This is a genomic window from Pseudomonas sp. IT-P176 (assembly GCF_949767245.1).
In the GTDB taxonomy this organism is placed as follows: domain Bacteria; phylum Pseudomonadota; class Gammaproteobacteria; order Pseudomonadales; family Pseudomonadaceae; genus Aquipseudomonas.
In genome coordinates this window covers 466,332-493,157 of sequence record NZ_CATKPN010000035.1, presented here as the reverse complement: position 1 = coordinate 493,157, position 26,826 = coordinate 466,332, and the positions used below count along the sequence as shown (strand labels likewise).

Here is a 26,826-nt window from a genome sequence, read left to right as displayed (position 1 = left end):
GAACCCCAGGGCCTTTTTTTTATCTGTCACTCAACCGGGAAAACCGTAGTAGATGTCGATTCCTAGCCCAACTCCGACCCCACAACTGATCTACCTGGTCTACGGTGCCTGCACTTACCACCAGGAAGCACTCTTCAGTATTGCCAGCGCTTTGGCGGGCATGCGCAAGACGCCGGGGGAAGCGCTCGACATCCAGGTTTTCACCGACGACCCGGCGCCTTACCGCGACCTGCCAGTACGGATTCGCCAGTTCGACGAAGCCACCCGTCAGGGCTGGATCGCCCCCCACGGCTACCACTTCCGCGCCAAACACGCGGTCATGCAACAGGTGATGGCCGAGTCGGAGCTGGCCCTGTTGATCGACACCGACACCTTCTTCCACTGCTCGCCCCTGGAATTGTTCCGGCGCATCCAGCCCGGCACCCTGCTGTGCAACACCCTCGGCATGTCCTACGGCAGCAACAAGCAGACCCGCCTCTACCAGACCCTGGCCGAGGTGCTGCAACAGCGGCAACTGGCGGACGACCAGATGCCCCTGCTGAACTCCGGGGTCATCGGCCTGTACCGCGAAGATGCCGACATCCTCGCCCACTCCCTGGCGCTGATGGACGAGTTGTATCCCCTGGCCCAAGGTGCCTACACCCTTGAAGAGTTCTGCCTGTCGGTGGCCACCTACCGCCAGCGTCAGGTGCGCGAATGCCCGGACCTGATCCATCACTACTGGAGCCGCAAGGAGCTGTTTCGCGCCAAGACCAATGCCTGGCTGGAAAAGCACCGCGCCAACCCCACCAGCACCCTGGCCCTGGACGAAACGTCCCTGGTGACGGCGACTCTGCCGCGGCCACCGGCCCTGCAGCGCCTGGCCTATAAAATCGTGACCCTGGCCCTGCCCCGCCAGCAGCGCCAGTTCATGCGTGAAATCCTCTACGGCTGCTACCGCCATGCCAATCCGTTTGATCAGGCCTGTACGCCGGTCTGGTGGGAAAAGGCTCATGCCAATGTGGAAAAACGCCTGAAACGACCACTGGAAAACGATCAATTGGAACGCTGGTTCAACCACCCGATCAACCGCCTGGTGCTGGGCCGGCGACGCGAAGCCATCTACCTACATCTGATGCAGGCAAAAGGCGACTAAGCCTCGGGCTAGACCGCCTCTAGCTATTTCCCCGCCTCTCGTCGTAATCTCCAGCGATGCCCGTCATTGCCCAATTGCTGACAGCCGCGCTTCTCGTTTGCCTGAGCTTTGCTGCCCGGGCGGAAAAGTTGCGCATCGTCACCGAGCCCTGGGCACCTTACGTGTACGAGGAAAATGGCCAGCCCCGGGGGCTGGACTACGAAACCACGGCCATTGTCTTCCAGCGCCTGGGAATCGAAGTGCAATGGCAGTTCCTGCCCTGGAAGCGCTGCCTGGCCATGCTCGATCAAGGGCTGGCCGACGGCGCACTGGACATCTTCCATAGCAACGAACGCGACGCCACCCTGCTCTACCCCAGCGAACCGCTGTCGCAAGTCGAGTTCGTGATGTTCTATGCCAACGCCCGCCCGCACCCGTTCAACACCCTGGAAGACCTGCGCGGCCTGACCATCGGCACCTCCCCCGGCTACCTGTACAGCCAGGACTTTCGTGAATCCACGCTGTTTACCCGAGAGCCGGCGCCGACCCATGAAGCCAACTTCGGCAAGCTGGCACGCGGGCGCATCGACCTGTTGATTACCGACCGCCGGGTTGGGCAAACCCTGCTCGACAGCCTGGACCTGCGAGACCAGATCAGCGAAAACCCGACCGTCATCAGCCGCGAGAGCCAGTTCCTGGCCGTGCGCCGCAATGCCGGCATGGACCTGCTGGTGCAGCGTTTCGGCGCCGAACTAAAGCGCTTCAAGCGTGAACCGGCGTACGCCCAACTCAGCGCACGTTATGGCGCCGCACCGGCCAAGGACCTGACGCTTGTGACCCCGCAAGCCCATGAAGAAAAAACCGTTGAGCAGCAGGAAAGCAGCGCACAGTGATTGCTCTGTTATACTCCGGCCTTCCCGCCAGGCTTACGCCCGGACGCTCGGCACTGTTTCAGGCCTCTCGACATCGCTACAGCGCAGCTTTTCAGCCCGCGCGAGCACTCGCAGATGAGCCATCAGGGCCCAGCAGGACCGGACGCGATTGCGCTTCTCTCAAACGCCACTCGCGCCAGGCAAGACTATCCCATTGGGCCAAGCCCTAACTAAAACAGGATTACTCATGTCCTTTGCTTCCCTCGGTCTCTCCGAGGCTTTAGTCGGCGCCATCGAAGCCGCCGGCTACACCCAGCCTACTCCGGTGCAACAGCGGGCCATTCCCGCCGTGTTGCAAGGTCGCGACTTGATGGTTGCGGCACAGACAGGCACTGGCAAAACCGGCGGCTTTGCCCTGCCGATTCTGGAACGCCTGTTCCCCAACGGTCACCCGGACAAGTCCCAGCGTCACGGCCCGCGCCAACCGCGCGTATTGGTCCTGACCCCGACCCGCGAACTGGCCGCCCAGGTGCACGAGAGCTTCAAGCTCTATGCCCGCGACCTCAAGTTCGTCAGTGCCTGCATCTTCGGCGGCGTTGGCATGAACCCTCAGGTTCAGGCCATGGCCCGCGGTGTTGACGTGCTGGTAGCCTGCCCGGGTCGCTTGCTCGACCTGGCCGGTCAAGGCAGCGTCGACCTGTCCCACGTGGAAATCCTCGTGCTCGACGAAGCCGACCGCATGCTCGACATGGGTTTTGTCCATGACGTGAAGAAGGTCCTGGCCCGTCTGCCGGCCAAACGCCAGAACCTGTTGTTCTCGGCGACGTTCTCCAAGGACATCACCGACCTCGCCGGCAAGTTGCTGCACAACCCCGAGCGCATCGAAGTCACGCCACCGAACACCACGGTCGAGCGGATCGAGCAACGTGTGTTCCGCCTGCCGGCAAGCCACAAGCGTTCGCTGCTAGCGCACCTGATCACCGCTGGCGCCTGGGAACAGGTACTGGTCTTCACCCGTACCAAGCACGGCGCCAACCGCCTGGCCGAGTACCTGGACAAACACGGCCTGAGCGCCGTGGCCATCCACGGTAACAAGAGCCAGAACGCCCGCACCAAAGCCCTGGCCGACTTCAAGGCCGGTGAAGTGCGGATCCTGGTTGCCACCGACATCGCGGCACGCGGCCTGGACATCGACCAACTGCCACACGTGGTCAACTTCGAACTGCCGAACGTCGACGAAGACTACGTGCACCGCATTGGCCGTACTGGCCGTGCCGGTCGTTCGGGCGAGGCGATCTCGCTGGTCGCCCCGGACGAAGAAAAACTGCTGAAAAGCATCGAGCGCATGACCAAGCAGAAGATCGCCGATGGCGATCTGATGGGGTTTGATGCCAGCAGCGTCGAGGCCGAGAAGCCAGAAGTGCGCGAGCGTCCGGATGTGCGTAACCCGCGCAACCCACGTGGCCCACGCGGCGACGGTCCGAACGGCGGTGGTGGTGGCGGCGGTCGCAAGGACAAAGGCAAGGACAAGGGCGGCAAGGAAAAGCCGGCAGCCAACCGTGGCGAACGCCCGGCGCAAAAGCCGCGTGAAGGCACGCCTGCCCGCGAACAGCAGCGCCCTGCCCCACGTGCGACCGCTGATCGGGCACCGGACGAGTTCCTCGACGACGATGTGGATAACTTCGGTAACCGCGTCGACTACGTGCCACAACAGAAACCGGCCCAGGGCCGTGGTCGCCGTCCAGGTGCCCCGGCACAAGGCACAGGCGCAGGCGCCGGTGCTCCACGCACTGGCCAGCCACAGGGCCGGCAGAACGGTCCACGCAACAGCAGCGGCGCCAGCACTGGCACCCCGCCTGCCAAGCGCAGCGGCCCACGCAGTGGCGCCCCCCGTGACGGCCAGGCCCGTCGCGAGGAGTCCCGCAACCGTCGCCCAGCCCGTGATGAGCAGCCACGCCAGGAACCTGCGGTACAAAACCCGCGCGGTGGTCCGGCACCGAAGATCATTCACAAGGAGTCGAAGACCGACCGGTTCCCGACACCTGAGCAGCTCGATCAACTGCCAAGCCGTCCACGTGGCGAAAAACCAGCGCTGCTGACCCGCAACCGCTGATTTTTCCTGCGTAAAAAAAACGCCCCGGCTCTAACGAACCGGGGCGTTTTTTTTGCTGGCGAAAATTACTTCGCCTTCACACCTTCAAACGTAACGTACAGCTCGACTGCGTCGGAAGCAGGGCCCAGGTCCTTCTGCTTGCCGAAATCGCTACGCTTGATCTGGGTAGTGCCTTCGAAGCCGGCACGGTAGCCGCCCCATGGATCCTTGCCTTCACCCAGGAAAGTGGCCTTGACCACGACTGGCTTGGTCACGCCCAGGATGGTCAGGTCGCCTGCGACATCAGCGGTTTCCTTGCCATCGGCATTCTTGCCAGTGGATTTGACGCTGGTGGAAACAAACGTCGCCTTGGCGAATTTGCTCGCATTCAGGAAGTCAGCGCTGGCGATGTGCTTGTCGCGCTCGGCGTGGTTGGTGAATACGCTGGAGGTATTAACGTTGAATTCGATCTTGCTGGCTTCAGGCTTGGCAGCGTCAAAGCTGAACTTGCCGTCGATATCCTTGAAAGTACCGGTGATGAAGCTGTAGCCCAGGTGGCTGATCTTGAAGTCAACGAAGGCGTGCTGGCCTTCCTTGTCGACAACGTAATCGGCTGCCATCACGTTAGCCGACAGCAGAGCAGTACCGATTGCCAGAGCGGCGAGAGACTTTTTCAACATGCTTTCTATTCCTTGGAGTCGAGGTTGAACATCAGGCTTTGCGACCCAGCATGCGTGCCAGGGTCACATCACGATCGATAAAGTGGTGTTTCAATGCTGCCAACGCATGGAGGCCGGAGACAATCACCAGCGCCCATGCCAGGTAGAAATGAATCACACCGGCCAGGTCTGCCTGGTCCGGTAGTCCGGAAATCAGGGCAGGGACTTCAAACAAGCCAAACACCGGTATCCCGACACCGTCAGCGGTGGAAATCAGGTAACCGGCAATCATTACCGCAAACAGGCTGAGATACAGAAACCCATGACCGAGCTTGGCGCCGACGCGAGTCAGGCGATCGTAGCTGGCCAGGGTCGGTGGTGGCGGGCTGATCAAACGCCAGAGCACCCGCAGCAGCATGACCGCGAAGAGCACCAGACCGATGCTTTTATGCAGGTCCGGGGCGTCCTTGCGCCAGGTGCTGTAGTAATCCAGCCCGACCATCCACAAGCCCAGGGCGAACAGACCCACCACTACCAGGGCTACACCCCAGTGCATGAAAATACTGACCCAGCCGTAGCGGGAGGAAGAGTTACGTAGCTGCATTGCCCAAATCCTGTAAGAACTGCGCTCAAGACTATCGAGTTATCTATCGAATTAAAGCGGAAAAATTCGCTTTGAAATATCGAGAAATACGATCTGGAGTCTGGTGTCGGATGGTTAAGGAAAGATTAACCACGTCCGACACTTGTCCTCCTAGCACCACAAGCGCGCCCTCCAAAGCGGGTTTCTCGTCAGCCCAGGTAACTGAAAAAACCACAATAGGTTGTCCGCATGCCCAGCATTGCATAGGCTTGCGCGATTGTTTGCCCGCGAAACCAGCGCGCCGTCTCGAGGAGAATTTACATGGGCTTGAATAATCAGTGGATGCAGCGCGATCTCGCGGTGTTGTGGCATCCCTGCACCCAGATGAAAGATCACGAACAACTGCCGTTGATCCCGATCAAACGCGGTGAAGGGGTGTGGCTGGAGGACTTCGAAGGCAAGCGCTACCTCGACGCCGTCAGCTCCTGGTGGGTCAACGTGTTCGGCCACGCCAATCCGCGGATCAACCAGCGGATCAAGGATCAGGTCGATCAACTCGAGCACGTGATCCTCGCCGGCTTCAGCCACCAGCCGGTGATCGAGCTCTCGGAGCGCCTGGTGAAAATGACGCCCGAAGGGCTGACCCGGTGTTTCTACGCCGATAACGGCTCATCGTGCATCGAAGTCGCGTTGAAAATGAGCTTTCACTACTGGCTCAACCGCGGCCAGCCGAACAAGAAACGCTTCGTCACCCTGACCAACAGCTACCACGGCGAGACCATGGCCGCCATGTCGGTCGGCGACGTGCCCCTGTTCACCGAGACTTACAAGGCCCTGCTGCTGGACACCATCAAGGTGCCGAGCCCCGATTGCTACCTGCGCCCCGACGGCATGAGCTGGGAGGAACACTCGCGGAACATGTTCGCGGCGATGGAGCACACCCTGGCCGAGCATCACGACAGCGTTGCAGCAGTGATAGTCGAGCCGTTGATCCAGGGCGCGGGCGGCATGCGCATGTACCACCCGGTGTACCTGAAACTGCTGCGCGAAGCCTGTGACCGCTACGGCGTGCACCTGATCCACGACGAAATCGCCGTCGGTTTCGGCCGCACCGGGACCATGTTTGCCTGTGAGCAGGCCGGCATCCGCCCGGACTTCCTGTGCCTGTCCAAGGCCCTGACCGGCGGCTACCTGCCGCTGGCGGCCTGCGTCACCACCGACGAGGTCTACAGCGCCTTCTACGACGACTACCCGACCCTGCGCGCGTTCCTCCATTCCCACAGCTACACCGGCAACCCGCTGGCCTGTGCCGCCGCGTTGGCGACCCTGGATATCTTCGAGCAGGACAACGTCATCGAGAACAACAAGGCCCTGGCCCAGCGCATGGCGACCTCGACCGCACACCTGGCCGATCACCCGAACGTGTCGGAGGTGCGTCAGACCGGCATGGTGCTGGCCATCGAGATGGTCAAGGACAAGGCCAGCAAAGAGGCCTATCCCTGGCAAGAACGTCGGGGCCTGAAGGTATTCCAGCACGCCCTGGAGCGCGGGGCGCTGTTGCGCCCGCTGGGCAGCGTGGTGTACTTCCTGCCGCCCTACGTAATCACCCCCGAGCAGATCGATTTCCTCGCCGAAGTGGCCAGCGAAGGCATCGACATCGCCACCCGCGACTCGGTCAGTGTCGCCGTGCCGAAGGACTTCCACCCAGGGTTCCGTGATCCGGGCTAGCAGCCACAAGCTCCCACAAGGGCTGTGCCTAAGCAGGCAAATCCAACTCAGATGAACGACCCCTTTTACAGAGACCCCGCATGAGACTGTCGCGCTTTTTTATCGATGCCCCCTTGAGCCTTGGCGAGCATGAGTTGCCGGAGGCCCAGGCCCATTACATCAGCCGCGTGCTGCGCATGGCCGAGGGCGATGCGCTGCAGGTGTTCGATGGCTCAGGCCTGGAATACCTCGGCACACTGGTGGAAGTCGGCAAGAAACGCGTGCGCGTGGCGTTGAGCGAAAGTTTCGCCGGGCAAATCGAGTCGCCGCTGCAGATTCACCTGGGCCAGGGCCTGTCCCGGGGTGAGCGCATGGATTGGGCGATTCAGAAAGCCACGGAGCTGGGGGTGAGTGAAATCACGCCGATCTTCAGTGACCGCTGCGAAGTACGACTCAAGGACGAGCGCGCCGACAAACGCCTGCAGCACTGGCGCCAGGTCGCGATCAGCGCCTGCGAGCAATGTGGGCGCTCGCGGGTGCCTGTGATCCATCCGCCGATGCTGCTGGCAGACTGGATCAAGCAGGTCCCGGCCGAGCTGAAACTGGTGCTGCACCCGGTGGCAGAGCCATGGGCCAGCCACGCCAAGCCCGCGACCCTGGCATTTCTGATCGGCCCCGAAGGTGGCTTGTCGGACACTGAAGTAGAGCAGGCCAAGGCGGGCGGTTTTCACGCCGCACGCCTCGGCCCTCGCGTGTTGCGCACCGAAACCGCGCCGGTAGTGGCGCTGGCGGTAGCACAACAGCTATGGGGCGATTTCTAAGCCCTTAGCCTGCGAGTTCTTGAGCTGAAAATCACTGCACCGGATCACTGGTCGGCTTGGCAATGATCGCCTTGAGTTCGCTGGTCATCGGGAACTCGAGGTTCAAGCCTTTTGGCGGGATCGGCTGTTCAAACCAGCGCTGGTAGATCCCGTTGATTTCCCCTGAGCTGTACAGCTCGCCCAACGTCGAGTTCACCAGCGCCAGGAACTGCGGATCGTCCTTGCGCACCATGCAGCTGTAGATCTCCCGCGACTGCTCTTCCCCGACCACCACCCACTTGTGCGGGTCGCGAGCCTTGGCGCGCTCGCCGTAGAGCAATGCATCGTCCATGTAGAACGCCGCTGCCCGACCGGACTGCAACATCTGGAAGGCTTCGCCGTGGTCCTTGGCGCTGATCACGAACATGTCGATCTTGTTATCGACGTTGTAGCTCTTCAGATAGCGCTCGTTGGTGGTGCCGGCGGTGGTCACCACGTTCTTGCCGCGCAGGTCGGCGAAGCTCTTGACCCCACTGTCGTTGGCGGTCAGCAACTGGCCTTTGACATAGATAAAGCCGTAGGAAAACGCCACCTGCTTTTGCCGCTCAGCGGTCACGCCGGTCGAACCACATTCCAGGTCGACCGTGCCGTTCTGCACCAGCGGAATACGGGTTTGCGAGGTCACCAGGTTGTATTTGACCTTGAGCTGGGGCGCTGCGAGCTTCTGCTGCACACGCTCGACTATCTTGCTCGCCAGGTCCACCGAGTAACCCATCGGTTGACCCGAGTGATCACCCACGTAGGAGAAGGGCACCGACGCATCGCGATAACCCAGGGTAATGCTGTTAGTGCTGGCAATCTTGCTCAGGGTCGGGCCCAGCGGGGCTTCTTCAGCCTGCACTTGAGTGCCGAGCAACACGCCCAGGGTGCAGCCGAGCAACGTGATTTTTTGCATTGTTATTCTCCGTTGTGGGTGATGGATTACTTAGCGGCGGGCCGCGATAACGCTGATTTCGACTCGCACCTGCGGGCGGGCCAACTCGGCCTGCAAGGTCGTGCGACTCGGTGCCTGGCCAGGCGACAACCAGGCCGACCAGACGTCATTCATCGCCGCGAAATCCTCACCAATATCCTTCAGGTAAATGGTCGCGCTGAGCAGATGATCCTTGTCGCTGCCCGCCTCGGCCAGCAGCGCGTCGATTTTTTCCAGCACCTGGCGAGTCTGGCCAGTGGCGTCGGTGGCATCACCCGGTACTTGGCCGGAGAGAAACACCAGGTCGCCAAAGGTCACGGCAGCGGACAAGCGTGGATTGGTCTGGATACGGCTGATGGTCATCGGATAGTCCTTCTCTTGGGTAATGGTTTCAGGCCGCACGGGGCGTAAAGCCCTGCAGGTCAATGGAGGGGCGGCGCTGGCCGATCAGCTCACTGAGCAACTGCGCGCTGCCGCAGGCCAGGGTGAAACCCAGGGCGCCATGGCCGAGGTTAAGCCACAGGTTGCAATACGCCGTTGCGCCCAGCAGCGGCACGCCGCTAGGGGTCGCCGGGCGCATGCCAGCCCACTCGATGGCCTGCTCGTAGTCGCCGGCATTGGCAAAGGTGTCGCGTGCCTGGCGCTTGATCAGGGCCAGCCGCTTGGGGTCCAGCGCCGGGTCAAAGCCGACGATGTCGACCATGGCCGCCACCCGCAGTTGCTCGCCAATGCGGGCGTAGACGATCTTGCGGTCATAGTCGGTGATGCTCAGGTCCGGGGCCCGGTGTTGGGCGCCGATCGGCACAGTCAGGCTATAACCCTTGAGCGGGTACAGTGGCAGGTGCACCCCTGGCAACGCCAGCAGTGGGCTGCGATGACCGGCGGCAATCACCAGATGTTCCACTGGCAGCACTTCATCCCCCAGTTCGATTGCGCTCACCACACCATTGGCCTGGCGAATGCCGGTCACGGCCTGGCCCAGGCGGAACTCGCAACGACCTGAGGCCTGCAAACGCGCCGCCAGTTGCTGGCAAAAACCGTGGCAGTCACCGACTTCCTCATCCGGGGTGTAAATCGCACCCACGAAGGGTGCATCGGCCAGTGCCGGGTCCAGGCGGGCGCACTCGGCGGGCGACAGCACCTGTTGTTGCTGGGGGTCGGCCAGTTTTTGGCGGGCATGCTCGAAGCTGGCGGTGCTGCGAAAGGTCACCAGCTTGCCGTTGCGTCGCCAGTGGAAACCCTCCAGGGCATCGGCTTCGCGCCAGGTCTGCAGGGTGGACTGGCTGAACAGCGCCAGGCGCAGCAGATGGGCGGCGTTGGCGCGGTTGACCGAAGAACGGCAGGCCCCCAGGAAGGACGCCATCCAGCGCCACTGCGCAGGGTCGAAGCGTGGACGCAGCTTCAGCGGTGAGTCACCACGCAACATCCAGCCAATGGCCTGCAACGGCACACCGGCATCGGCCAGGGGCGCCACGTAGCGATAGGACAACTGGCCGCCATTGGCAAAGCTGGTTTCGCTGCCCAGCGAATCCCGCGCCTCGACCAGGGTCACCTCAACGCCATCGCGCACCAGTGCGTAGGCCGTTGCCAGGCCGATGACGCCGCCGCCGATGATGCATACACGCTGAGCCATGTCAGTCCTTAATCGTGGTTGAGACGAGCCCGAGGTTAGAGCCAGGTGACAGGCGCCGAACAATGAATAAAGATGGTCATCCCATAAACAAAAGTTATGGACTCGCCATGCGCCTTCGCCACATCGAGATTTTCCAGGCCATCCGCCAGACCGGTTCGGTCAGCGCTGCCGCGCAATTGCTGCACGTCTCCCAACCCGCCGTGACCAAAGTGCTGCAACACGCCGAGCAGCACCTGGGCTTCCCGCTGTTTCTGCGGGTGCGCGGCAAACTCCAGGCCACCCCGGAGGCGCTGGAACTGGAGCGTGAGGTCGACAAGGTCACCGAAAGCCTGCAAGGAGTGCGACGCCTGGCCCAGAGCCTGCGCCGCGAGCCGGGCCACAGCCTGCGAATCGGCGCGACCCCGGCCCTGGCCCTGTCGTTATTGCCCCCGGCCATTCATGAGTGGACGCAACGCTATCCGGAGATCGCCTGCGAGCTGTCCAGCGCCCACAGTCGTGAGTTGGTGCAGAACCTGCTGATGCGCGAAATCGATGTTGCCCTGACCCTGCAACTGCCCGATCACCCGGCACTCAAGGCCCAGGCGCTGGCCAGCGGGGTGTTGGTGGCGCTGGCGCCGGCGGGTTACTGGCCCCTGGAAGATGAAGGCCAACCGCTGCCGTTGCAGGCCCTGGCCGATGCGCCGTTGATCGGGCTATCCAGTGCCGATCCACTGTCGGCCCGGCTCGACAGTTACCTCAAGGCGGTCGAGCCGCCGCCCCGGGTCAGCATCGCGGTGCAGACGTACTCACTGGCCAGGGCGATGGTCGAATCCGGGGCCGGCCTGACCGTGATCGACCCCTTCACCGCCCTGGGCGCCTCACCCGGGACCACCGCCATCCGCCCCCTGGCGCCGGCGCTGCCGATCACCCTGTACGCGGTGACCCGCGCGACCGAGCCGCCACCGCACACCCTGAACGAGCTACTGAGCATCTTCAGCAGCCGCGCACAGGAGCAACTGGACAGGTTGGTCGGGGGGCCTAGTTACGCCGCCAAAGGGCTGCCCCCGGCGATCAGATCACATAAAACAGAATCGCCACAAAGTGCAGCAGGCTGCCGGTGATCACAAACAGGTGCCAGATCCCGTGGGCATGGCGCAGCCGGCTGTCGAGGGCGAAAAATATGATACCGACGGTGTAAAACACTCCGCCGGCCGCCAGCCAGGCAAACCCCGTGGTGCCCAGCGCGGCAATCAGCGGCTTGACCGCCACCAGCACGATCCAGCCCATCACCGCGTAGATCACCAGCGACAGGATCCGCGCCTCGGAGCGCGGCTTGATCTCTTGCAGCATGCCGATCACCGCCAGCGCCCAGACAATCGCAAACAGCGACCAGCCCCAGGGCCCGCGCAGGGTCACCAGGCAAAAAGGCGTGTAGCTGCCGGCAATCAGCAGGTAGATCGACAAATGATCGACCTTCTGCATGATCACCTTCGCCCGTCCGCGCACGCTGTGATAGACCGTCGACACGCTGTACAGCACCAGCAGTGTGACCCCGTAGATCGCCACGCTGACGATCTTCCATGGACTGCCATCGAGACTGGCCACCACCAACAACCAGACCGCCCCGACAAACGCCGCAACCGCCCCGAACAAATGGCTCCAGGCGTTGAATCTTTCTCCGTGGTACATGGGCCTCTCACTTCAAAATCACAAAAACAGCGTGCAAGGCCAAGGCCGACACCGCAGTTCAGTCAAGTGAACGCGGAGCTTTTTTGTAGGAGCGAGCTTGCTCGCGATGGACGTTAACGATGACGCGTACTGCCTGAATAACGCGTTGTTTTTGAGTTCAACGCGAGCAAGCTCGCTCCTACAAAGCTCCGCGTTCACTTACCTGAACAGCATTGCCCCAATCGGCTGTAGCGCCAAAGGGTTTTCACCCAACAAGTTGATCTTTTCCTGTTGCGCGACCTGCAGCACGAAGCTGTTGCCCGCAGCCAACTTTCCGGCCCAGTCCTCAGGGGTGTAGAGCGTCGGATTAAGCGGACGACCCAGTTGCTCTTCCATGGGTATCAATCGTTCCATGACTTCACTGTAGTGCAGACCTTCGCCAATCAGCATCAGGTCTATGTCACTGGATGCGTTGGCCTGATCCTTGGCGATAGAGCCATAGACAAAGGCCCAGATAAGTTGCTCCGCAAAGGGCGCTAGGGCACGACGCAAGGGGTCGGCAATGCCAAAGGTCTTGCGCACAATGCCTGCCAATTCACGATAGATCGGGCACTGTTCATTGGCCTGGTAGTGGGTCTGATTACCCCGGCGCGTCATCTTCAGTACGCCCGCCGAATTCAAACGCTCCAGTTCACGCATAAGGCTGCCCTTGCCCACTTGAGCCCAGCGAGCGATCTCATTGGCATAAAAGCTCTGATCGGGTTTGCCGTAGAGTAACCCCAGCACTTTTTGCTGGGTCACCGTGAATAGGGCGTTGCTGAGTGAAAGGGTTTGCACAGCCAGCACCAATAAGTCTCAAAAAGGGAACGATAGGTCCCTTTTTGAGACTTATCAAGAAATCCCATGTTCTATGACCAACCCCGCCCCCACCAACAACGCCTCCAACGCCAGCAAATCGGGGATTTTTGCTACGTGATCGACGACTTGTACCGCTGCCTGTTCCAGTGCACACAGCGGCACGTCGACGTAGCTCAACTGGCTGTCGAGCTTGCAGGAGCGTGGGATGCCCTGGACCAGCAAGGCAATGAACCTGAGGTTGGCTCGCCCGCCCAGGGTGTTGAGGATGACGATGCGGGCGCGTTCGCCGATCACGGTTTTGCTGCCGCAGGCCGACTCGAAACTCAGCAGGGGGATCTGGCGGTCGCGCCAGTTGACCTGGCCCAGGTACCAGGGCGGTGAATCGAGGTCGAAGGTTCCGGGCTGATAGTCGATCAACTCGGCAACGGCGACGTTGGGCAGGATCAGGGTGCGGTCGGCCAGGGGCAGCAGCAGCCCGGTGAGGTGGCTGGTACGGTGCTCAAGCATGGGCCTTGCTCCACAGGGCGATACTGTCGAGCAACACCGATTCCTGGTACGGCTTGCCGAGGTAGTCGTTGACGCCGATGGCCATTGCCCGGTCGCGGTGTTTTTGCCCGGTGCGCGAGGTAATCATGATGATCGGCAGGTGCTGCAGGCGGGGATCGTTGCGCACCTGGGTGGCCACTTCGAAGCCGTCCATGCGCGGCATTTCGATGTCCAGCAGCATCAGGTCGGGCATGTGCTCTTCCAGCAACTGCATCGCGTCCACCCCGTCCTTGGCCGTGAGCACGCTCATGCCGTGGCGCTCCAGCAGCCGGCTGGTGACTTTGCGCACGGTGACCGAATCGTCCACCACCAGCACCAGCATCGAGCGCTGCGGCTCGCCTTCCGGGCTGGTCGCGGCCGGCGCCGGCAAACGTACCTGCATCGCCCGCAACGGTGCCAGCAGGTCGAGAATCAGCACCACCCGGCCATCACCGAGAATCGTCGCGCCGGACAGGCCCTGGACCGCGGCAAACTGCGGGCCGAGGCTCTTGACCACGATTTCCCGGGTGCCGGCCATGGCGTCGACCTGCACCGCGATATGCCGCTCGTTGCACTGCACCAGCAGCACCGGCAGCGGCAGGTTCTGCCCCAGCAAGCGCGGGCGAATACTGGTCTTGAGCAACTCGCCCAGGTAGCACAGCTCATAACGTTGTCCGGCGTACTCGTACCGGGGCGGATCCAGTTGGTAGCGGGCTTCCAGTTCGCTGGGCAGGACTCGCACCATGCCCTCGATGGTATTGAGCGGGATCGCGTACAGATCCTCGCCACACTGCACCATCAACGCGCGGTTGACCGACACCGTGAACGGCAGGCGAATGCGAAAATGCACGCCCTTGCCCGGGACCGAGTCAATGCTCATCAGGCCGCCGAGCTGGCGCACTTCTTCATGCACCACGTCCATGCCCACCCCTCGCCCGGAGATCTGGGTGATTTTCTCGGCAGTAGAGAAGCCGGGCTGCAGGATGAACTGCAGCACATCGCGGTCACTCAGGCTGCTTTCGGGGGCCAGCAGCCCGCGCTTGATCGCCTTGCGCCGTACGGCATCGAGGGGCACGCCGGCACCGTCGTCACGGATGTCGAAAATGATATCGCCGCCCTCGCGGGACAGGTCCAGGCTGATCCGCCCCTGCTCGGGCTTGCCGGCAGCGCGGCGTACTTGCGCAGACTCCAGGCCATGGTCGATGGCGTTGCGCAACATGTGCTCCAGCGGGGCGGCCATGCGCTCAAGGACATTACGGTCCATCTCGCCTTCGGCGTTGCCGACGATAAACTCAACGTCTTTGCCCAGCTCGCTGGAGACCTGGCGGACGATGCGTTTGAGGCGCGGCAGCATCCGTTCGAACGGCACCATGCGCGTGCGCATCAGGCCTTCTTGCAGCTCACTGTTAATCCGCCCCTGTTGCTGCAACAGGTTCTCGGCGTCGAGATTGCGCCGATCGAGGGTTTCCTTGAGGTCGAGCAGATCGGAAGCAGACTCGAACATCGCCCGCGACAACTGCTGCAGTTGCGAATGGCGATCCATTTCCAGCGGGTCGAATTCTTCGTAGCCCAGGCGCTCGGCGTCGACGTGCTGGCGACTGAGGATGCGTCCCTGGGTTTCGGTGTCGAGGCGGCGCAGTTGATCGCGCATGCGCTCGATGGTGGTTTCCATCTCGCTCAAGGTCACCCGGGCATCGTTGACCTGTTGCTCGACACGTCCACGAAAAATCGAAGTCTCAGCGGCCAGGTTGACCAGGTCGTCGAGCAGTTCGGCGGACACCTTGACCATATCGGCGCCCGCTTCAGCGGGCGGGGCGGACGGCTCCGGCTTGTTCTGCGCCAGGCTGTCGAGCGCCACCGATGGCGCAGCACGCTCGACCGCCGAGGGGTGACTGAAGGCCTGGATGGCCTCGAGCAGGCGCTCGGCCGGCGCTACCGGTTGACCGGCACGGGTAGCGTCGAGCATCTGCGCCAGCCGGTCATGGCTGCGCTGCAACAGCCCGAACAGCGCCGGTGTGGCCTGCAGCAAGCCGGTCGACAGGCCTTCGTAGAGAAATTCCAGTTCATGGGCCAGGTCGCCAATCGGCGCAATCTCGACCATTCGCGCGCCACCTTTGAGGGTGTGCAGATCGCGCAGCAGGGTTTCCATTTCCTGGCGGCTTTGCGGGTCGGCCTGCCAGCGCAGCAAGGCTGCGCCCGAACTGTCGATGATGTCGAAGCCTTCCTCGAGGAAGATCTCCAGCAACTCCGGGTCATTACCCGGCGCATCGTCGGCGGGCACCTGTGCAGCGGCGTCGGCAGGGTTGGCGCTGCCTTGGCGCCACTGCGCGATGGCCTCGATCAATGCCGTGCAATCGCCCAGCGGTTGTTGGCGCTGCAGTTGCTCCAGCAGTTGCGCGAGGCGGTCGTGGCTCTGCTGCAACAACTGGCCAAGCTCGGTGCTATAGCTCAAGCGCCGGTCCACCAACCCCTCGTAAAGGCTTTCCAGCTCGTGGGCCAGGTCACCCACCGGTCCGATCTCGGCCATCCGCGCCCCACCCTTGAGGGTGTGCAAGTCGCGCTGCAGCGACAACAACGGCGCAGGGTTCTGCGGTTCCGTGAGCCAACGCTGCAAGGCCTGCCCGGCGCTCTCCAGAATGTCCACGGCCTCTTCGAGAAAAATCGCCTCCATTTCATCGTCCGCCGCCAACGGCGTCGGCGAGGACTGCCCGAGTTCGGCGGTGACGCTGCCAAGTTCGGTAATACTCAGGGTGCGACTGCCGTCGCTGCGGATCAGGCCCATCGCGGACGGATCCAGGCCTTCATCAAGCAGATCGCGCAGGGCGTGCACACGAGCCGATTGGTGACTGACTTCCTGGCCTGCCGCCAGTTCGTCGAGCATGTTGATCAAGGCTTCATGGGCACTTTGGGCCTCGTGAAAGAACCGCTCGCTGACCGCCAGGCTGCTTTCCTCCACGGCGCCATACAGGTCGAGCAAGGCCTCGCACAACTCATCCATCGGGTGCAGGTCGGCCAGGTGTGCGCCCTCACCCAGGGTCGTCAGCTCATCCAGCAAGGCCGTCAGTTCCTGGCGCTCGCCGGGGTGTTGCTGCCAGCGTTGCAACAGGCTTTCGGCGTCCAGCAGGATGTCCATGCCCTGGGCCAGGAAGTTGTTGATCAACTGCGGGTCACGCTTGATCCGCACACCGCTGTCGGGCGAGCTGTGCAAGGCTTCCAGGCGCTCGGCGAGCAGGGCCTGGGTGCGCAGGATCAGATCAGGCGCGCCGCGGATTTCCACCAGCGGGTTGCCCTGCAATTGCGCCAAGCCGCGGCGCAGCAAGCCTTCGGCCTCCAGCAGCAGTTCGACTTCATCCAGGTCCAGGGCCAACAGGTGCGCCTTGTATTCGCGGGCCAGTTGGTCGAAGGGTGCCGCCAGCTCGGCGATCGGCACCACACCGGCCACCGACGCGCTGCCCTTGAGGGTGTGCAGCGCACGCTGCAACTCGTCAGTGGCCTGCAACGGCAGATGTTCGGCGGCCTGCTCGAGAAAGCGCTGGAGGCTGTTGAGGTGGCTGTCGGCTTCGTTGCGGAAGATCTCCAGCAACTGCGGATCGGCGGCGCCAGCGTGCGCTCCGCTCGCTTGCTCGGGCAGGGCCGCGCCCCGGGCCAACGCGTGGGCACGGGCTGCCAGGTGGTCCACGTCATCGCGTTGGCGCTGGTGGCTGGCGGCGAATTCCGCCACCAGCTCTGGCAGCAGGTGCAGCGTGTCGCGCAGCAGCTCATCGACCTGCGGCCCAGGCTCGACACTGTGTTCGAGTATTCGGTTGAGCAGGTTTTCCACGGCCCAGGCGAGTTCGCCGAGCACCAGCGCGCGGACCATCCGTCCACTGCCCTTCAAGGTATGAAAGGCCCGCCGCAGTTCGCCCAGGAGCGCAGCACTGCCTGGGTTGGCCGACCAGCGCGGCAGGCACTCGCGCAGGATATCCAGGACTTCGGCGGTCTCCTCGAGGAACACCTCGCGCAACTCGTCATCCACCGGTTCTTCATCGGCCGGCGGTGGTTGCAGGCTGTCGGGGGTACTCACGGCCGGCGGGTTGACGGCCGACACCGGGCTGGCCAGGGCATCTGCCAGCGACTGCTGGGCGGCCGGGTCAGCTTCGGCGAACCGACCGCCATCGGCACTCGGCGACGGATTGAACGGCGGCAGATGAACCGCGCTGGGCTGATAGCCGAGTGTCGCCAGACTCTGTTCGGCCACATCCAGCACCTGCTCGCCGAGGGTTTGCGGGTCCTCGCTCAAGCGCTCCAGGTAATACTCGATGCTGGTGATGGCATCGGCCAGGTTGTCCAGGTGCTGCCAATCCGGCGGCGTGCGGTCCGCCAGCAGGTGTTCACGAATGTAGCTATTGCAGGCTTCCAGCAGGCTCGCCGCGCGGTGCAGGGGAATCATCGCCAGCGCACCACGAACCTGGGTCAGCAAGTCCGGCAGCAACTGCAACGGCTGGCGATCCCAGTGGGCATCGATGTATTCGACGATCATGTCCTTGGCCTGTTGCAGGCAGAGGCGGGCTTCCTTGATGACGATCTGGTGGATCTGCGTCAGGTCGGTGGTCGGCAGCCGGCTTTCTTCACGGTTTTCCTCGACGATACCGACCATGCCCGCCAGGGTCGCCTCGACGTAGAGCAAGGCACCGGCGACGTCCATCAGGATCGCATCGTTGGGCTCGCGCTGCCCCTGGGCCAGGCTCAGCACCACGCCTAACTGGTCGATGATGACCTTGCGCGGCTGGCCAAAACCGAGCACCGCCAGGGTGTCGGCAATCTGCCGCAGCGGCGCCAGCAGGCTGTCGAGGTCCGAGGCATGCTGGCGGTCGCTGCGCACGAACAGGTCCAGGCGTTCCTTGACCCGCACCAGTTCCTCGCACAAGGCGGCCAGCACCGAGCGCATGGCGTCGCGGTCAGGCCCAGCCAGGCGCGCGCGCTCTGCATCGAGCAAGGCGTTGTCAGGCAAGGCGTCATCCAGCCCGTAGCGATCTTTCATGATTAACATCCGGGCACTGGGGGATTGCGCCTTGGCGATATAAAACAGCAGGCTTTTCAGCAATTCGGGGGGCGCTGCCTGGTTGATGGCCGGCATGCCGTGTTCCAGCAGGCGCTTGAGTTCCTTGTCGGTGTCCTTGAACAAGCTGCGCAGTGCCGGACTGTTATCGATACGGCCACTGAGCATGCCTTCGACCAGCGCTGAAGCCACCTGCCACAGCGGGCTCAATGGCGCATCGGCACACAGCGCCTCAAGGCGTGCAAAGACCTTGGCCAGGTATCCCAGGTTTGTGCTGTCGTCTTGTTCGCGCAGCAGGCCGACCAGACCCATCTGCAGCATCTGCCGCAGTTTGCGCAACACATTGGGCAAGTCTGCCGGCGCCAGCAGCGCCAGTTGCGCCTCCGTCAGGGCCGGCAGTTCTTGCAGTTGTGGACTGAACAGGCTGGTTTCCGCGAGCAGGCCTTCGCCACGGGCGCTGCGCAAGTCATTGATCAGCGGCAGCACCACCAGGGGCAAGTCGCGCCGGGCGCTGAGCACGCGGTCGAGGTAAATCGGCAATTGGCCGAGGGCCTGTTGTAGCAGGCGGATGGCTTCGTCGCGATGGGCCACCATGCCACGCTGCAAGGCTGCCGCCAGTTGCTCCATCTCTTCGGCAAGCAGGGCCGCACCGTAGAACTCGACCATCTGCAGACTGCCATGGACCTGATGGATACCTGCCAGGCATTGCTCGAGCGCGTGCAGCGCCTGCGGGTCCTCGACCAGTTGATCGAGGGCAAGGTAGGCCTGCTTCAGCGTTTCGGCAATTTCGCCCTTGACCCATTCAAGGGCCACATAGTCGTGCCGATCACCCATAACCACTCCAGTCAAAATTCGTTCCCAGCGTGCAGGGTTCAGGTCTTGTCGGTACCGCGCTCCGGTACCGCCGGCAAGGTGAAGCCGGACACCGAGCGCCGCAACTGACTGGCCATTTTCGCCAGGTTGCCAATGCTCTCTGCGGTGGCCGTGGAGCCCGACGAGGTTTGCGTGGTGATCTGCTGGATCACGTTCATGGTCAAGGAAATCTGTCCCGCCGACGACGTCTGTTGCTGCGCCGCATTGGAAATGCTCTGGATCAGCGCCGCAAGGGTTTTCGAAACGCCTTCGATTTCTTCCAGGGCTACTCCGGCATCCTGCGCCAGCCGCGCGCCGCGCACCACCTCGGTGGTGGTCTGTTCCATGGAGATCACCGCCTCATTGGTGTCGGTCTGGATCGCCCGCACCAGGGTTTCAATCTGCCGGGTGGCGGCGGAAGAACGTTCAGCCAGGCGCTGCACCTCGTCGGCCACCACGGCAAACCCGCGCCCGGCGTCGCCGGCCATGGACGCCTGGATCGCCGCGTTGAGGGCCAGGATATTGGTCTGGTCGGCGATGTCGTCGATCAGGCTGACGATATCGCCGATTTCCTGGGACGACTCGCCCAGGCGCTTGATGCGCTTGGCGGTGTCCTGGATCTGCTCACGAATGTTGTCCATGCCGTGAATGGTGTTGTGCACCACCTCGTTGCCCTTGTTGGCGATCTCCACCGAACGCTCGGCCACAGCCGATGATTCGGCGGCGTTCGCCGACACCTGGTCGATGGACTGGGCCATGTCGTTGATCGAAGCCGACGCTTCGCTGATCTGCTGGGCCTGATGCTCCGAGGCCTGGGCCAGGTGCATCGCCGTGGCCTGGGTTTCCTGCACAGCGGCGGCGACCTGGCCGGCCGTGAGGTTGATGGTGGCCACCAGATCGCGCAACTGGTCGACCGAGTAGTTGATGGAGTCGGCAATGGTCCCGGTGAAGTCTTCAGTCACCGACGCCGTGACCGTCAGGTCGCCATCTGCCAGGTCCTCGATTTCGTCGAGCAGGCGCATGATCGCGTTCTGGTTGCGCTCGTTCTTCTCGGCGGTCTCGCGCAACTGGCGGTTGGTTTCACGCACCATCACCAGGCCAATCAGGATGATCGAGGTCAGCGCCAGCAGGCCCAGCACGTAACCGCCGATGGTGTCGGTGGAGCGTCCGCCCACCAGGTTCTCGAAGCCGTTGGCCAGGTGCGAGGCTTCCTCCAGCAGGGTCTGCGACAGGTTGAAGATATTGCCCGCCGACTCACGGACCTTGAACAGCTGGGGCGAGGTCTCGAGGATTTCATCCACCGAACCGGAGACAAACTGGAACAGCTCGGCGATTTCGGTCAGACGAGCACGGGCATCGCGGTCCTCGACCTGGCTGACCTTGAGCGCGGGATTGCCCTGCAGCATGCCGTTGAGCACCTGGCCGAAGCGCGCCGCGTCCCGGCCAAACACATCGGCGGCCTGCTGGGCGTTTTCATCGCCGGCCAGCACCGTGTTGACGGCGCCAAGGATGCGCTCGGCAAGCAGCGACTGGCGCTGGGCCATGGCCACCTGAGTAGCTGGCGCGCCGCGCTGCAGCAGGATTTCGACGACTTTTTCGTACTCGACCTGCAACTGCGGCACGGTCTCGGCCAACGTCGCGGCCACTTGGTGCAGCGACAGCACGGTCTGCTCGCTGGAGAGGATCGCGTCGGTGTTTTTCAGCAAGCGCTCCCAATCCAGCTGCACCGCGCGCATTTGCGGACGCACCACCGCCGGTGCTGGCGGCAGGCCCGTGGCCGGGTCGCCTTTCTTCAGGTAGCCCCAACGCTGTGCAAAGTCATTGCGCGCGTCGCTGAGCAGCTTGAACGCCGCGGCTTTGCCGGCAGCCGCTTCGGTGGCGTTCTTGGCAATACGCTGGGACAGCACGCGCAACTCACCAGCATGGCCGATGTACTGCTTGTCGTAGGAGGCTTGAGTATTGAGGTAGGCAAAGTTGGCGAACAACAGCACGATAAACACGATCAGCGCGATGAACAGCGCAATGATCTGCGAACGACTGCGCGATCCATCGCTTGAGGTGCCCGTGTTGACTTTAATCATCGATCTTCGCCTGTTGACCCACATTGTGTAACCCGTCCGGCGTCCTTGCGCGTGCTGCGCACTCGGACGCAGCCTTCGGCAGCTGCTACAGGTACCCGCCTACACCGCCACATCCATGAAGCGTGGCGACTGCGCCACGGCAAACGGACTGAACACCTGCCAGCGTTGCTCACGCTCGAACCGACCCTTGATGAAAGCCGCCGCCGGGTCGTCCTGACTGCCTGCCGCTCCCGGCTCGAACCGGGCCTGGTCGAAGTGCTGCATGCCCAGCACCTCATCGACCATCAGGCCGACGAACGTTTCCTTGTACTCGACCACCAGGACCCGGCGCTGCTTGCGCTGAGCCGACAACTCGGCGCCCAGGAAGCCGCACAGGTCCATCACCGGCAGCAAGCGGCCACGCAGGTTGGCCACCCCTCGAACCCACGGCTTGACCCCGGGCAACTGGGTCAGGCGCGGCTCATGCAGGACTTCGCTGACCTCGCCCATGGGCGCCACGTACCAGTGTTCGCCCAGGCGAAAGCCAATGCCGCTCCAACCGTGATTGCGGGTTGGCTGGGACGGCAAGTCAGCCGCCAGCAAGCGGCAACGCTGGTCGATCTGCAGCAGCAGTTCAAAGGCGCTCAGCGACTCGGCCATGGCGCGGCCGTCAGCCTGCCAGCACAGCGTTCAGGGTCTTGATCAGGGTGTCTTCGTCCACCGGCTTGGTCAGGTAGTCCTTGGCGCCCTGGCGAGTGCCCCAGACCTTGTCGGTATCCTGGTCCTTGGTGGTGATGATGATTACCGGAATATGGCCGGTCTCCGGGTCCTTGGTCAGTTGACGGGTCGCCTGGAAGCCGTTGAGGCCGGGCATGACGATGTCCATCAAGACCGCGTCGGGCTTTTCCTGACGGGCCAGCGCCACGCCATCGGCACCGTTTTGTGCCTTCAACACTTCATGGCCGTGCTTTTCCAGCATGCCGGTGAGTTTGTACATTTCGGTCGGCGAGTCATCGACGATCAGAATACGTGCCATGGTCTTCCCCATTCTTGTAGACGCCAGGCCGGTTGGCCGGGCATCACTGTGCGTGTCTTACAGCGGCGCATCGGCTGCGAAGCCCGGTACATGAGCGCGAATCGCGTTCAACAGTTCTTCCTTGCTGAATGGCTTGGTCAAAAACTGATCGGAACCGACAATCCGCCCCTTGGCCTTGTCGAACAAGCCGTCCTTGGACGACAGCATGATCACTGGCGTGGCCTTGAACGCACTGTTGTTCTTGATTAAAGCGCAGGTCTGATAACCATCCAGACGCGGCATCATGATGTCGACAAAAATGATCCCCGGATGGTTGTCGGTGATCTTGGCCAGCGCATCAAAACCATCGATGGCGGTGATCACCTCGCAGCCCGCATTGCGTAACAAGGTTTCAGCGGTACGGCGAATGGTCTTCGAATCGTCGATCACCATGACCTTCAAGGCGTTGGAATGCTGTTCCATATCTGCTCTACCATCGCCTGGGCGAATCAGTTTGTCCGTTTGCGGCTGCCCGTTGGCTCGAAACCCTTGATGATCAAGGGCCAGCGCGACATGCCAGCCTTTTTAGCACAGTCTCCATGTCCAATCTATCGGCCGACCCGCGAGGCGGTTTTTCCTTGACCGGGAACCCACCGGGCGCCACTCTGACGCCACTTTTTCTGGCCTTCGGCTGGTTTTTTTGCAGGAGCGAGCTCGCTCCTGCACAAGACACACCCAGCCCTTCAAACTCGAGGAAACACCCATGAGCGTTCGCGTCGGGATTGTCATGGACCCTATCGCCAGCATTTCCTATAAAAAGGATAGCTCGCTGGCCATGCTGCTGGCCGCCCAGGCACGCGGTTGGGAACTGTTCTATATGGAACAGAGCGACCTGTACCAGGGCGAAGGCGAGGCGCGGGCCCGCATGCGACCGTTGAAAGTCTTCGCCGACCCGCAGAAATGGTTCGAGCTCGAAGCCGAGACCGACGCGCTGCTGAGCGACCTGGATGTGATCCTGATGCGCAAGGATCCGCCCTTCGACATGGAGTTCGTCTACTCCACCTACCTGCTCGAGCAAGCCGAGCGCGCCGGTGTCCTGGTGGTCAACAAGCCGCAAAGCCTGCGCGACTGCAATGAAAAACTGTTCGCCACCCTGTTCCCCCAGTGCACCCCGCCGACCGTGGTCAGCCGCCGCGCCGACGTGCTGCGTGAGTTCGCCGCCAAACACGGCGATGTGATCCTCAAGCCGCTGGACGGCATGGGTGGCACCTCGATCTTCCGTCACCGCGCGGGCGATCCGAACCTGTCGGTGATTCTTGAAACCCTGACCGCCCTGGGCACCCAGCAGATCATGGGCCAGGCTTACCTGCCGGCAATCAAGGACGGTGACAAGCGCATCCTGATGATCGACGGCGAGCCGGTGGACTACTGCCTGGCGCGCATCCCGGCCCAGGGCGAAACCCGTGGCAACCTGGCCGCCGGCGGCCGTGGCGAAGCCCGTCCATTGACCGACAAGGACCGCTGGATCGCTGCCCAGGTCGGCCCGACCCTGCGGGAAAAAGGCCTGCTGTTTGTCGGCCTCGACGTGATTGGTGAGCACCTGACCGAAATCAACGTCACCAGCCCGACCTGCATTCGCGAGATCGACAATGCATTTGGCACGAACATCGGCGAAATGCTGATGGCAGCCATCGATCAGAAGCTCAAGGCTCGTTGATATAGAACCCCCAAGGGCAGACCAACATTGCGTTATCATGCGCGGCCTGTGCAAAACGCGATGTTGGTTTCCTTGTCATGACCCTGCCGTCCGATCTGCCCCCTGAACTCGCCCACCGCGGCGTGCGCCCGGCCGATCGCCTCGGATTTACCCTGTTCCTGGCGGCGCTGATCCACCTGGCACTGATCCTCGGCCTGGGGTTTACCTTTGCCGAACCCAAGCAGATCAGTAAAACCCTGGAAATCACCCTCGCCACCTTCAAAAGCGAAACCAAGCCGAAAAAAGCCGACTTCCTGGCCCAGGAAAATCAGCAAGGCAGCGGCACCCTGGATAAAAAGGCGATCCCCAAGACCACCGAGATCGCGCCGTTCCAGGACAACAAGGTGCAAAAGGTCACGCCACCGCCCGCGGTCAAACCCCAAGTACCGGTCGCCGCTCCCAAGGCCGCCGTGACCACCGTGGCGCCAGCCCCGAAAAAAGCCGCGACCAAGAAGGAAGAAGTGAAGTCGGCACCGACGCCCAAGCCGGTGACGCCGACCTTCGACAGCGCCCAGCTGTCCAGCGACATCGCCAGCCTCGAGGCGGAACTGGCCAACGAACAACAGCTGTATGCCAAGCGCCCGCGCATCCACCGCCTGAGTGCGGCCTCGACCATGCGCGACAAGGGTGCCTGGTACAAGGATGAATGGCGCAAGAAGGTCGAGCGCATCGGCAACCTGAACTATCCCGACGAAGCGCGGCGCAAACAGATCTACGGCAATTTGCGCCTGATGGTCTCGATCAACCGCGACGGCTCGCTGTACGAAGTGCTGGTCCTGGAGTCTTCCGGCCAGCCACTGCTGGACCAGGCGGCCCAGCGTATCGTGCGTCTGGCAGCACCCTTTGCGCCGTTTACCGGCGACCTGTCGGACATTGACCGATTGGAGATCATCCGCACCTGGAGGTTTGCCCGCGGGGACAGGCTTTCCAGCAACTGACCCCACAGATGATCTGTGTTGTTCGGGATATTCTGGGCTTTTCGTATGCATCCCCAGCTTGTCAGTTTGCCCCTCCAACGCCACACTAGCGCACATGAAAAACGTCATTCCCAGCTACCTCAAGCATCACTTCCTGATCGCCATGCCCCACATGGCCGACCCGAACTTTGCGCACACCTTGACCTACATCGTCGAGCACACGGCCAATGGTGCCATGGGGCTGGTGATCAACCGCCCGCAGGACCTGAGCCTGGCGGATATCCTTGAGCAGTTGCGCCCTGACGTCGAACCACCGGTGTTGTGCCAGCATGTACCGATTTTCATCGGTGGCCCGGTGCAGACCGACCGTGGTTTTGTGCTGCACCCCTCGGGCATGACGTTCCAGGCGACTGTTGATCTGGAGGGCGAGCTGTCCTTGTCCACTTCCCAGGACGTGCTGTTTGCGATTGCCGACGGCGTCGGTCCGGCCAAGAGCCTGATCGCCCTCGGCTATGCCGGCTGGGAAGCCGGGCAACTGGAGGCCGAACTGGCCGACAACGCCTGGCTGACCTGCCCGTTCGACACCGACATCCTGTTCAACACCAGCAGCGAACTGCGCCTGGACGCGGCGGCCAAGCACCTGGGCGTCAACCTCAGCCTGCTCACCAGCCAGGCGGGGCACGCCTGATGGCCCTGCGTCTGATCCTCGGTTTTGACTACGGCACCAAACAGATCGGCGTGGCCGTTGGCCAGGTAATTACCGGCCAGGCCCGCGAGCTGTGCACCCTCAAGGCGCAAAACGGCATTCCCGACTGGAACCAGGTCGAAGCCCTGATCAAGGAGTGGAAGCCTGACGCGGTGGTGGTCGGCTTGCCGCTGAACATGGACGGCACGCCCAGCGACATGTGCCTGCGCGCGGAAAAATTCGCCCGGCGCCTCAATGGCCGCTACAACCTGCCCTTTTATACCCACGATGAACGCCTGACCACTTTCGAGGCCAAAGGCGAACGCCTGGTCCGTGGCGGGCAGAAAGGCAGCTACCGCGACAACCCGGTCGACGCCATCGCTGCCGCCCTGCTGCTGCAAGGCTGGCTCGACGAAAACAGCGCACTGTTCGAATCCTGAAGAGCCGCAGCAAGCGACTCTCTTAGCTACAACCCGAGCCTCTCCCTGCAAGTCCCGGCTCGGGCCCAAGAAGGAGCAACCATGAGCCTGCCCAATCCCGTCGAACTGATCAGCCAGATGGCGACCCAGCTTGACGCCTACCTGGCCAAACGCGGCATCAGCGAGCCGCGCTACATCGGCATTCGCACCGGCGGCGTGTGGGTCGCTCAGGCCCTGCTCGAAGCACTGGGCAGCGACGCGCCACTGGGTACCCTGGACGTTTCCTTCTACCGCGACGACTTCAGCCAGAATGGCCTGCACCCGCAAGTGCGCCCATCGGCCCTGCCCTTCGAGATCGAAGGCCAGCACCTGGTGCTGATCGACGACGTGCTGATGAGCGGGCGGACCATCCGCGCCGCCATGAACGAACTCTTCGACTATGGCCGCCCAGCCAGCGTGACCCTGGTCTGCCTGCTGGACCTGGACGCCGGCGAGCTGCCGATCCGCCCGAACGTGGTCGGCGCGACCCTGTCCCTGGCCGCCCACGAACGGGTCAAGCTGTCCGGTCCGGAACTTGCGCTCGAACTGCAAGACCTCGCCCTTTAATCCGCCCTATTGAGA

24 protein-coding genes are annotated in these 26,826 nt (G+C 62.6%); 11 read left to right on the top strand and 13 right to left on the bottom strand.

Translation table 11 applies throughout. The features are described from left to right. Positions 1-52: 52 nt before the first annotated feature. The 3 genes from ACM6IP_RS08355 to ACM6IP_RS08345 all read left to right on the top strand — a co-directional run bounded on the left by ACM6IP_RS08355 (position 53) and on the right by ACM6IP_RS08345 (position 4,099). Complete coding sequence (locus tag ACM6IP_RS08355) at positions 53-1,135, top strand: hypothetical protein (RefSeq protein ID WP_095164471.1); 1,083 nt, start codon at positions 53-55, stop codon at positions 1,133-1,135. A gap of 56 nt (positions 1,136-1,191) precedes the next feature. Further along, on the top strand, positions 1,192-2,007 hold the full coding sequence (locus ACM6IP_RS08350; protein ID WP_159998376.1) for a substrate-binding periplasmic protein: 816 nt from the start codon (positions 1,192-1,194) through the stop codon (positions 2,005-2,007). Between the two features lie 226 nt (positions 2,008-2,233). After that, a complete protein-coding gene (locus ACM6IP_RS08345; RefSeq protein WP_414861256.1) occupies positions 2,234-4,099 on the top strand; it encodes a DEAD/DEAH box helicase in 1,866 nt (621 codons plus the stop codon). A gap of 65 nt (positions 4,100-4,164) precedes the next feature. On the opposite strand, the gene ACM6IP_RS08340 is transcribed toward ACM6IP_RS08345, so the two are convergent. Both ACM6IP_RS08340 and ACM6IP_RS08335 read right to left on the bottom strand, forming a co-directional pair. After that, positions 4,165-4,758, bottom strand: coding sequence for a YceI family protein (locus ACM6IP_RS08340; protein WP_095164477.1), 594 nt, complete (start codon positions 4,756-4,758; stop codon positions 4,165-4,167). 31 nt (positions 4,759-4,789) lie between these two features. After that, complete coding sequence (locus ACM6IP_RS08335) at positions 4,790-5,341, bottom strand: cytochrome b (protein WP_095164479.1); 552 nt, start codon at positions 5,339-5,341, stop codon at positions 4,790-4,792. Positions 5,342-5,641: 300 nt separating this feature from the next. Between ACM6IP_RS08335 and ACM6IP_RS08330 the strand changes: the two genes are divergently transcribed. Next, a complete protein-coding gene (locus ACM6IP_RS08330) occupies positions 5,642-7,048 on the top strand; it encodes an adenosylmethionine--8-amino-7-oxononanoate transaminase (RefSeq protein WP_095164481.1) in 1,407 nt (468 codons plus the stop codon). 80 nt (positions 7,049-7,128) lie between these two features. Then, on the top strand, positions 7,129-7,848 hold the full coding sequence (locus ACM6IP_RS08325) for a 16S rRNA (uracil(1498)-N(3))-methyltransferase (RefSeq protein ID WP_414861255.1): 720 nt from the start codon (positions 7,129-7,131) through the stop codon (positions 7,846-7,848). Positions 7,849-7,879: 31 nt separating this feature from the next. Here ACM6IP_RS08325 and ACM6IP_RS08320 read toward each other — a convergent pair whose 3' ends face one another. From ACM6IP_RS08320 to ACM6IP_RS08310, 3 genes are read right to left on the bottom strand one after another with little or no spacing between them, the layout of a single operon-like run. Then, on the bottom strand, positions 7,880-8,782 hold the full coding sequence (locus ACM6IP_RS08320; protein WP_095164485.1) for a transporter substrate-binding domain-containing protein: 903 nt from the start codon (positions 8,780-8,782) through the stop codon (positions 7,880-7,882). A gap of 30 nt (positions 8,783-8,812) precedes the next feature. Next, positions 8,813-9,163, bottom strand: a complete 351-nt coding sequence (locus tag ACM6IP_RS08315) for a RidA family protein (protein ID WP_095164487.1) — start codon at positions 9,161-9,163, stop codon at positions 8,813-8,815. A 28-nt stretch (positions 9,164-9,191) separates the two neighbouring features. Next, a complete protein-coding gene (locus ACM6IP_RS08310) occupies positions 9,192-10,433 on the bottom strand; it encodes a D-amino acid dehydrogenase (protein WP_414861254.1) in 1,242 nt (413 codons plus the stop codon). A gap of 107 nt (positions 10,434-10,540) precedes the next feature. Here ACM6IP_RS08310 and ACM6IP_RS08305 point away from each other — a divergent pair, with 107 nt between their 5' ends. Further along, on the top strand, positions 10,541-11,533 hold the full coding sequence (locus ACM6IP_RS08305) for a LysR family transcriptional regulator (protein WP_414861253.1): 993 nt from the start codon (positions 10,541-10,543) through the stop codon (positions 11,531-11,533). Here the strand turns inward: ACM6IP_RS08305 and trhA are convergent. The 8 genes from trhA to pilG form a co-directional block, all read right to left on the bottom strand. Next, positions 11,484-12,101, bottom strand: coding sequence for a PAQR family membrane homeostasis protein TrhA (trhA, locus tag ACM6IP_RS08300; RefSeq protein WP_095164492.1), 618 nt, complete (start codon positions 12,099-12,101; stop codon positions 11,484-11,486). The two genes, ACM6IP_RS08305 and trhA, sit on opposite strands and share 50 nt — an antisense overlap. Before the next feature lie 198 nt (positions 12,102-12,299). After that, complete coding sequence (locus ACM6IP_RS08295) at positions 12,300-12,917, bottom strand: nucleotidyltransferase domain-containing protein (RefSeq protein WP_159998386.1); 618 nt, start codon at positions 12,915-12,917, stop codon at positions 12,300-12,302. Positions 12,918-12,971: 54 nt separating this feature from the next. After that, entirely contained in the window at positions 12,972-13,445 is a 474-nt protein-coding gene (locus ACM6IP_RS08290) for a chemotaxis protein CheW (RefSeq protein ID WP_401125539.1), read from the bottom strand. Then, positions 13,438-19,335, bottom strand: a complete 5,898-nt coding sequence (locus ACM6IP_RS08285) for an Hpt domain-containing protein (protein ID WP_414861252.1) — start codon at positions 19,333-19,335, stop codon at positions 13,438-13,440. The genes ACM6IP_RS08290 and ACM6IP_RS08285 overlap by 8 nt, the downstream gene beginning before the upstream one ends. 38 nt (positions 19,336-19,373) lie before the next feature. Then, complete coding sequence (locus ACM6IP_RS08280; RefSeq protein WP_095164498.1) at positions 19,374-21,434, bottom strand: methyl-accepting chemotaxis protein; 2,061 nt, start codon at positions 21,432-21,434, stop codon at positions 19,374-19,376. A gap of 99 nt (positions 21,435-21,533) precedes the next feature. Then, a complete protein-coding gene (locus ACM6IP_RS08275) occupies positions 21,534-22,073 on the bottom strand; it encodes a chemotaxis protein CheW (protein ID WP_095164500.1) in 540 nt (179 codons plus the stop codon). A gap of 10 nt (positions 22,074-22,083) precedes the next feature. Next, positions 22,084-22,449, bottom strand: a complete 366-nt coding sequence (gene pilH / locus ACM6IP_RS08270) for a twitching motility response regulator PilH (protein ID WP_095165186.1) — start codon at positions 22,447-22,449, stop codon at positions 22,084-22,086. 57 nt (positions 22,450-22,506) lie between these two features. Beyond that, positions 22,507-22,911 (bottom strand): twitching motility response regulator PilG, encoded by a 405-nt coding sequence (gene pilG, locus ACM6IP_RS08265; RefSeq protein ID WP_095164502.1) that lies wholly within the window; start codon positions 22,909-22,911, stop codon positions 22,507-22,509. A gap of 280 nt (positions 22,912-23,191) precedes the next feature. Between pilG and gshB the strand changes: the two genes are divergently transcribed. From gshB to pyrR, 5 genes are all read left to right on the top strand, one after another. Further along, on the top strand, positions 23,192-24,145 hold the full coding sequence (gene gshB, locus ACM6IP_RS08260) for a glutathione synthase (RefSeq protein ID WP_095164504.1): 954 nt from the start codon (positions 23,192-23,194) through the stop codon (positions 24,143-24,145). A 77-nt stretch (positions 24,146-24,222) separates the two neighbouring features. Further along, on the top strand, positions 24,223-25,122 hold the full coding sequence (locus tag ACM6IP_RS08255) for an energy transducer TonB (RefSeq protein ID WP_095164506.1): 900 nt from the start codon (positions 24,223-24,225) through the stop codon (positions 25,120-25,122). Positions 25,123-25,216: 94 nt separating this feature from the next. Beyond that, positions 25,217-25,789 (top strand): YqgE/AlgH family protein, encoded by a 573-nt coding sequence (locus tag ACM6IP_RS08250; protein ID WP_095164508.1) that lies wholly within the window; start codon positions 25,217-25,219, stop codon positions 25,787-25,789. Next, on the top strand, positions 25,789-26,226 hold the full coding sequence (ruvX, locus tag ACM6IP_RS08245; RefSeq protein ID WP_008007435.1) for a Holliday junction resolvase RuvX: 438 nt from the start codon (positions 25,789-25,791) through the stop codon (positions 26,224-26,226). The genes ACM6IP_RS08250 and ruvX overlap by 1 nt, the downstream gene beginning before the upstream one ends. Positions 26,227-26,307: 81 nt before the next feature. Then, positions 26,308-26,811 carry a bifunctional pyr operon transcriptional regulator/uracil phosphoribosyltransferase PyrR gene (gene pyrR / locus ACM6IP_RS08240; protein ID WP_095164510.1) on the top strand — a complete coding sequence of 168 codons (504 nt, stop codon included), beginning with the start codon at positions 26,308-26,310 and terminating at the stop codon, positions 26,809-26,811. Positions 26,812-26,826: the final 15 nt, after the last annotated feature.

Excerpts from the sequence above, each read along its gene's own strand:
- ACM6IP_RS08355 (WP_095164471.1), top strand. The coding sequence starts at position 53 with ATGTCGATTCCTAGCCCAACTCCGACCCCACAACTGATCTACCTGGTC.
- ACM6IP_RS08350 (WP_159998376.1), top strand. The coding sequence starts at position 1,192 with ATGCCCGTCATTGCCCAATTGCTGACAGCCGCGCTTCTCGTTTGCCTG.
- ACM6IP_RS08345 (WP_414861256.1), top strand. The coding sequence starts at position 2,234 with ATGTCCTTTGCTTCCCTCGGTCTCTCCGAGGCTTTAGTCGGCGCCATC.
- ACM6IP_RS08340 (WP_095164477.1), bottom strand. The coding sequence starts at position 4,758 with ATGTTGAAAAAGTCTCTCGCCGCTCTGGCAATCGGTACTGCTCTGCTG.
- ACM6IP_RS08335 (WP_095164479.1), bottom strand. The coding sequence starts at position 5,341 with ATGCAGCTACGTAACTCTTCCTCCCGCTACGGCTGGGTCAGTATTTTC.
- ACM6IP_RS08330 (WP_095164481.1), top strand. The coding sequence starts at position 5,642 with ATGGGCTTGAATAATCAGTGGATGCAGCGCGATCTCGCGGTGTTGTGG.
- ACM6IP_RS08325 (WP_414861255.1), top strand. The coding sequence starts at position 7,129 with ATGAGACTGTCGCGCTTTTTTATCGATGCCCCCTTGAGCCTTGGCGAG.
- ACM6IP_RS08320 (WP_095164485.1), bottom strand. The coding sequence starts at position 8,782 with ATGCAAAAAATCACGTTGCTCGGCTGCACCCTGGGCGTGTTGCTCGGC.
- ACM6IP_RS08315 (WP_095164487.1), bottom strand. The coding sequence starts at position 9,163 with ATGACCATCAGCCGTATCCAGACCAATCCACGCTTGTCCGCTGCCGTG.
- ACM6IP_RS08310 (WP_414861254.1), bottom strand. The coding sequence starts at position 10,433 with ATGGCTCAGCGTGTATGCATCATCGGCGGCGGCGTCATCGGCCTGGCA.
- ACM6IP_RS08305 (WP_414861253.1), top strand. The coding sequence starts at position 10,541 with ATGCGCCTTCGCCACATCGAGATTTTCCAGGCCATCCGCCAGACCGGT.
- trhA (WP_095164492.1), bottom strand. The coding sequence starts at position 12,101 with ATGTACCACGGAGAAAGATTCAACGCCTGGAGCCATTTGTTCGGGGCG.
- ACM6IP_RS08290 (WP_401125539.1), bottom strand. The coding sequence starts at position 13,445 with ATGCTTGAGCACCGTACCAGCCACCTCACCGGGCTGCTGCTGCCCCTG.
- ACM6IP_RS08285 (WP_414861252.1), bottom strand. The coding sequence starts at position 19,335 with ATGGGTGATCGGCACGACTATGTGGCCCTTGAATGGGTCAAGGGCGAA.
- ACM6IP_RS08280 (WP_095164498.1), bottom strand. The coding sequence starts at position 21,434 with ATGATTAAAGTCAACACGGGCACCTCAAGCGATGGATCGCGCAGTCGT.
- ACM6IP_RS08275 (WP_095164500.1), bottom strand. The coding sequence starts at position 22,073 with ATGGCCGAGTCGCTGAGCGCCTTTGAACTGCTGCTGCAGATCGACCAG.
- pilH (WP_095165186.1), bottom strand. The coding sequence starts at position 22,449 with ATGGCACGTATTCTGATCGTCGATGACTCGCCGACCGAAATGTACAAA.
- pilG (WP_095164502.1), bottom strand. The coding sequence starts at position 22,911 with ATGGAACAGCATTCCAACGCCTTGAAGGTCATGGTGATCGACGATTCG.
- gshB (WP_095164504.1), top strand. The coding sequence starts at position 23,192 with ATGAGCGTTCGCGTCGGGATTGTCATGGACCCTATCGCCAGCATTTCC.
- ACM6IP_RS08255 (WP_095164506.1), top strand. The coding sequence starts at position 24,223 with ATGACCCTGCCGTCCGATCTGCCCCCTGAACTCGCCCACCGCGGCGTG.
- ACM6IP_RS08250 (WP_095164508.1), top strand. The coding sequence starts at position 25,217 with ATGAAAAACGTCATTCCCAGCTACCTCAAGCATCACTTCCTGATCGCC.
- ruvX (WP_008007435.1), top strand. The coding sequence starts at position 25,789 with ATGGCCCTGCGTCTGATCCTCGGTTTTGACTACGGCACCAAACAGATC.
- pyrR (WP_095164510.1), top strand. The coding sequence starts at position 26,308 with ATGAGCCTGCCCAATCCCGTCGAACTGATCAGCCAGATGGCGACCCAG.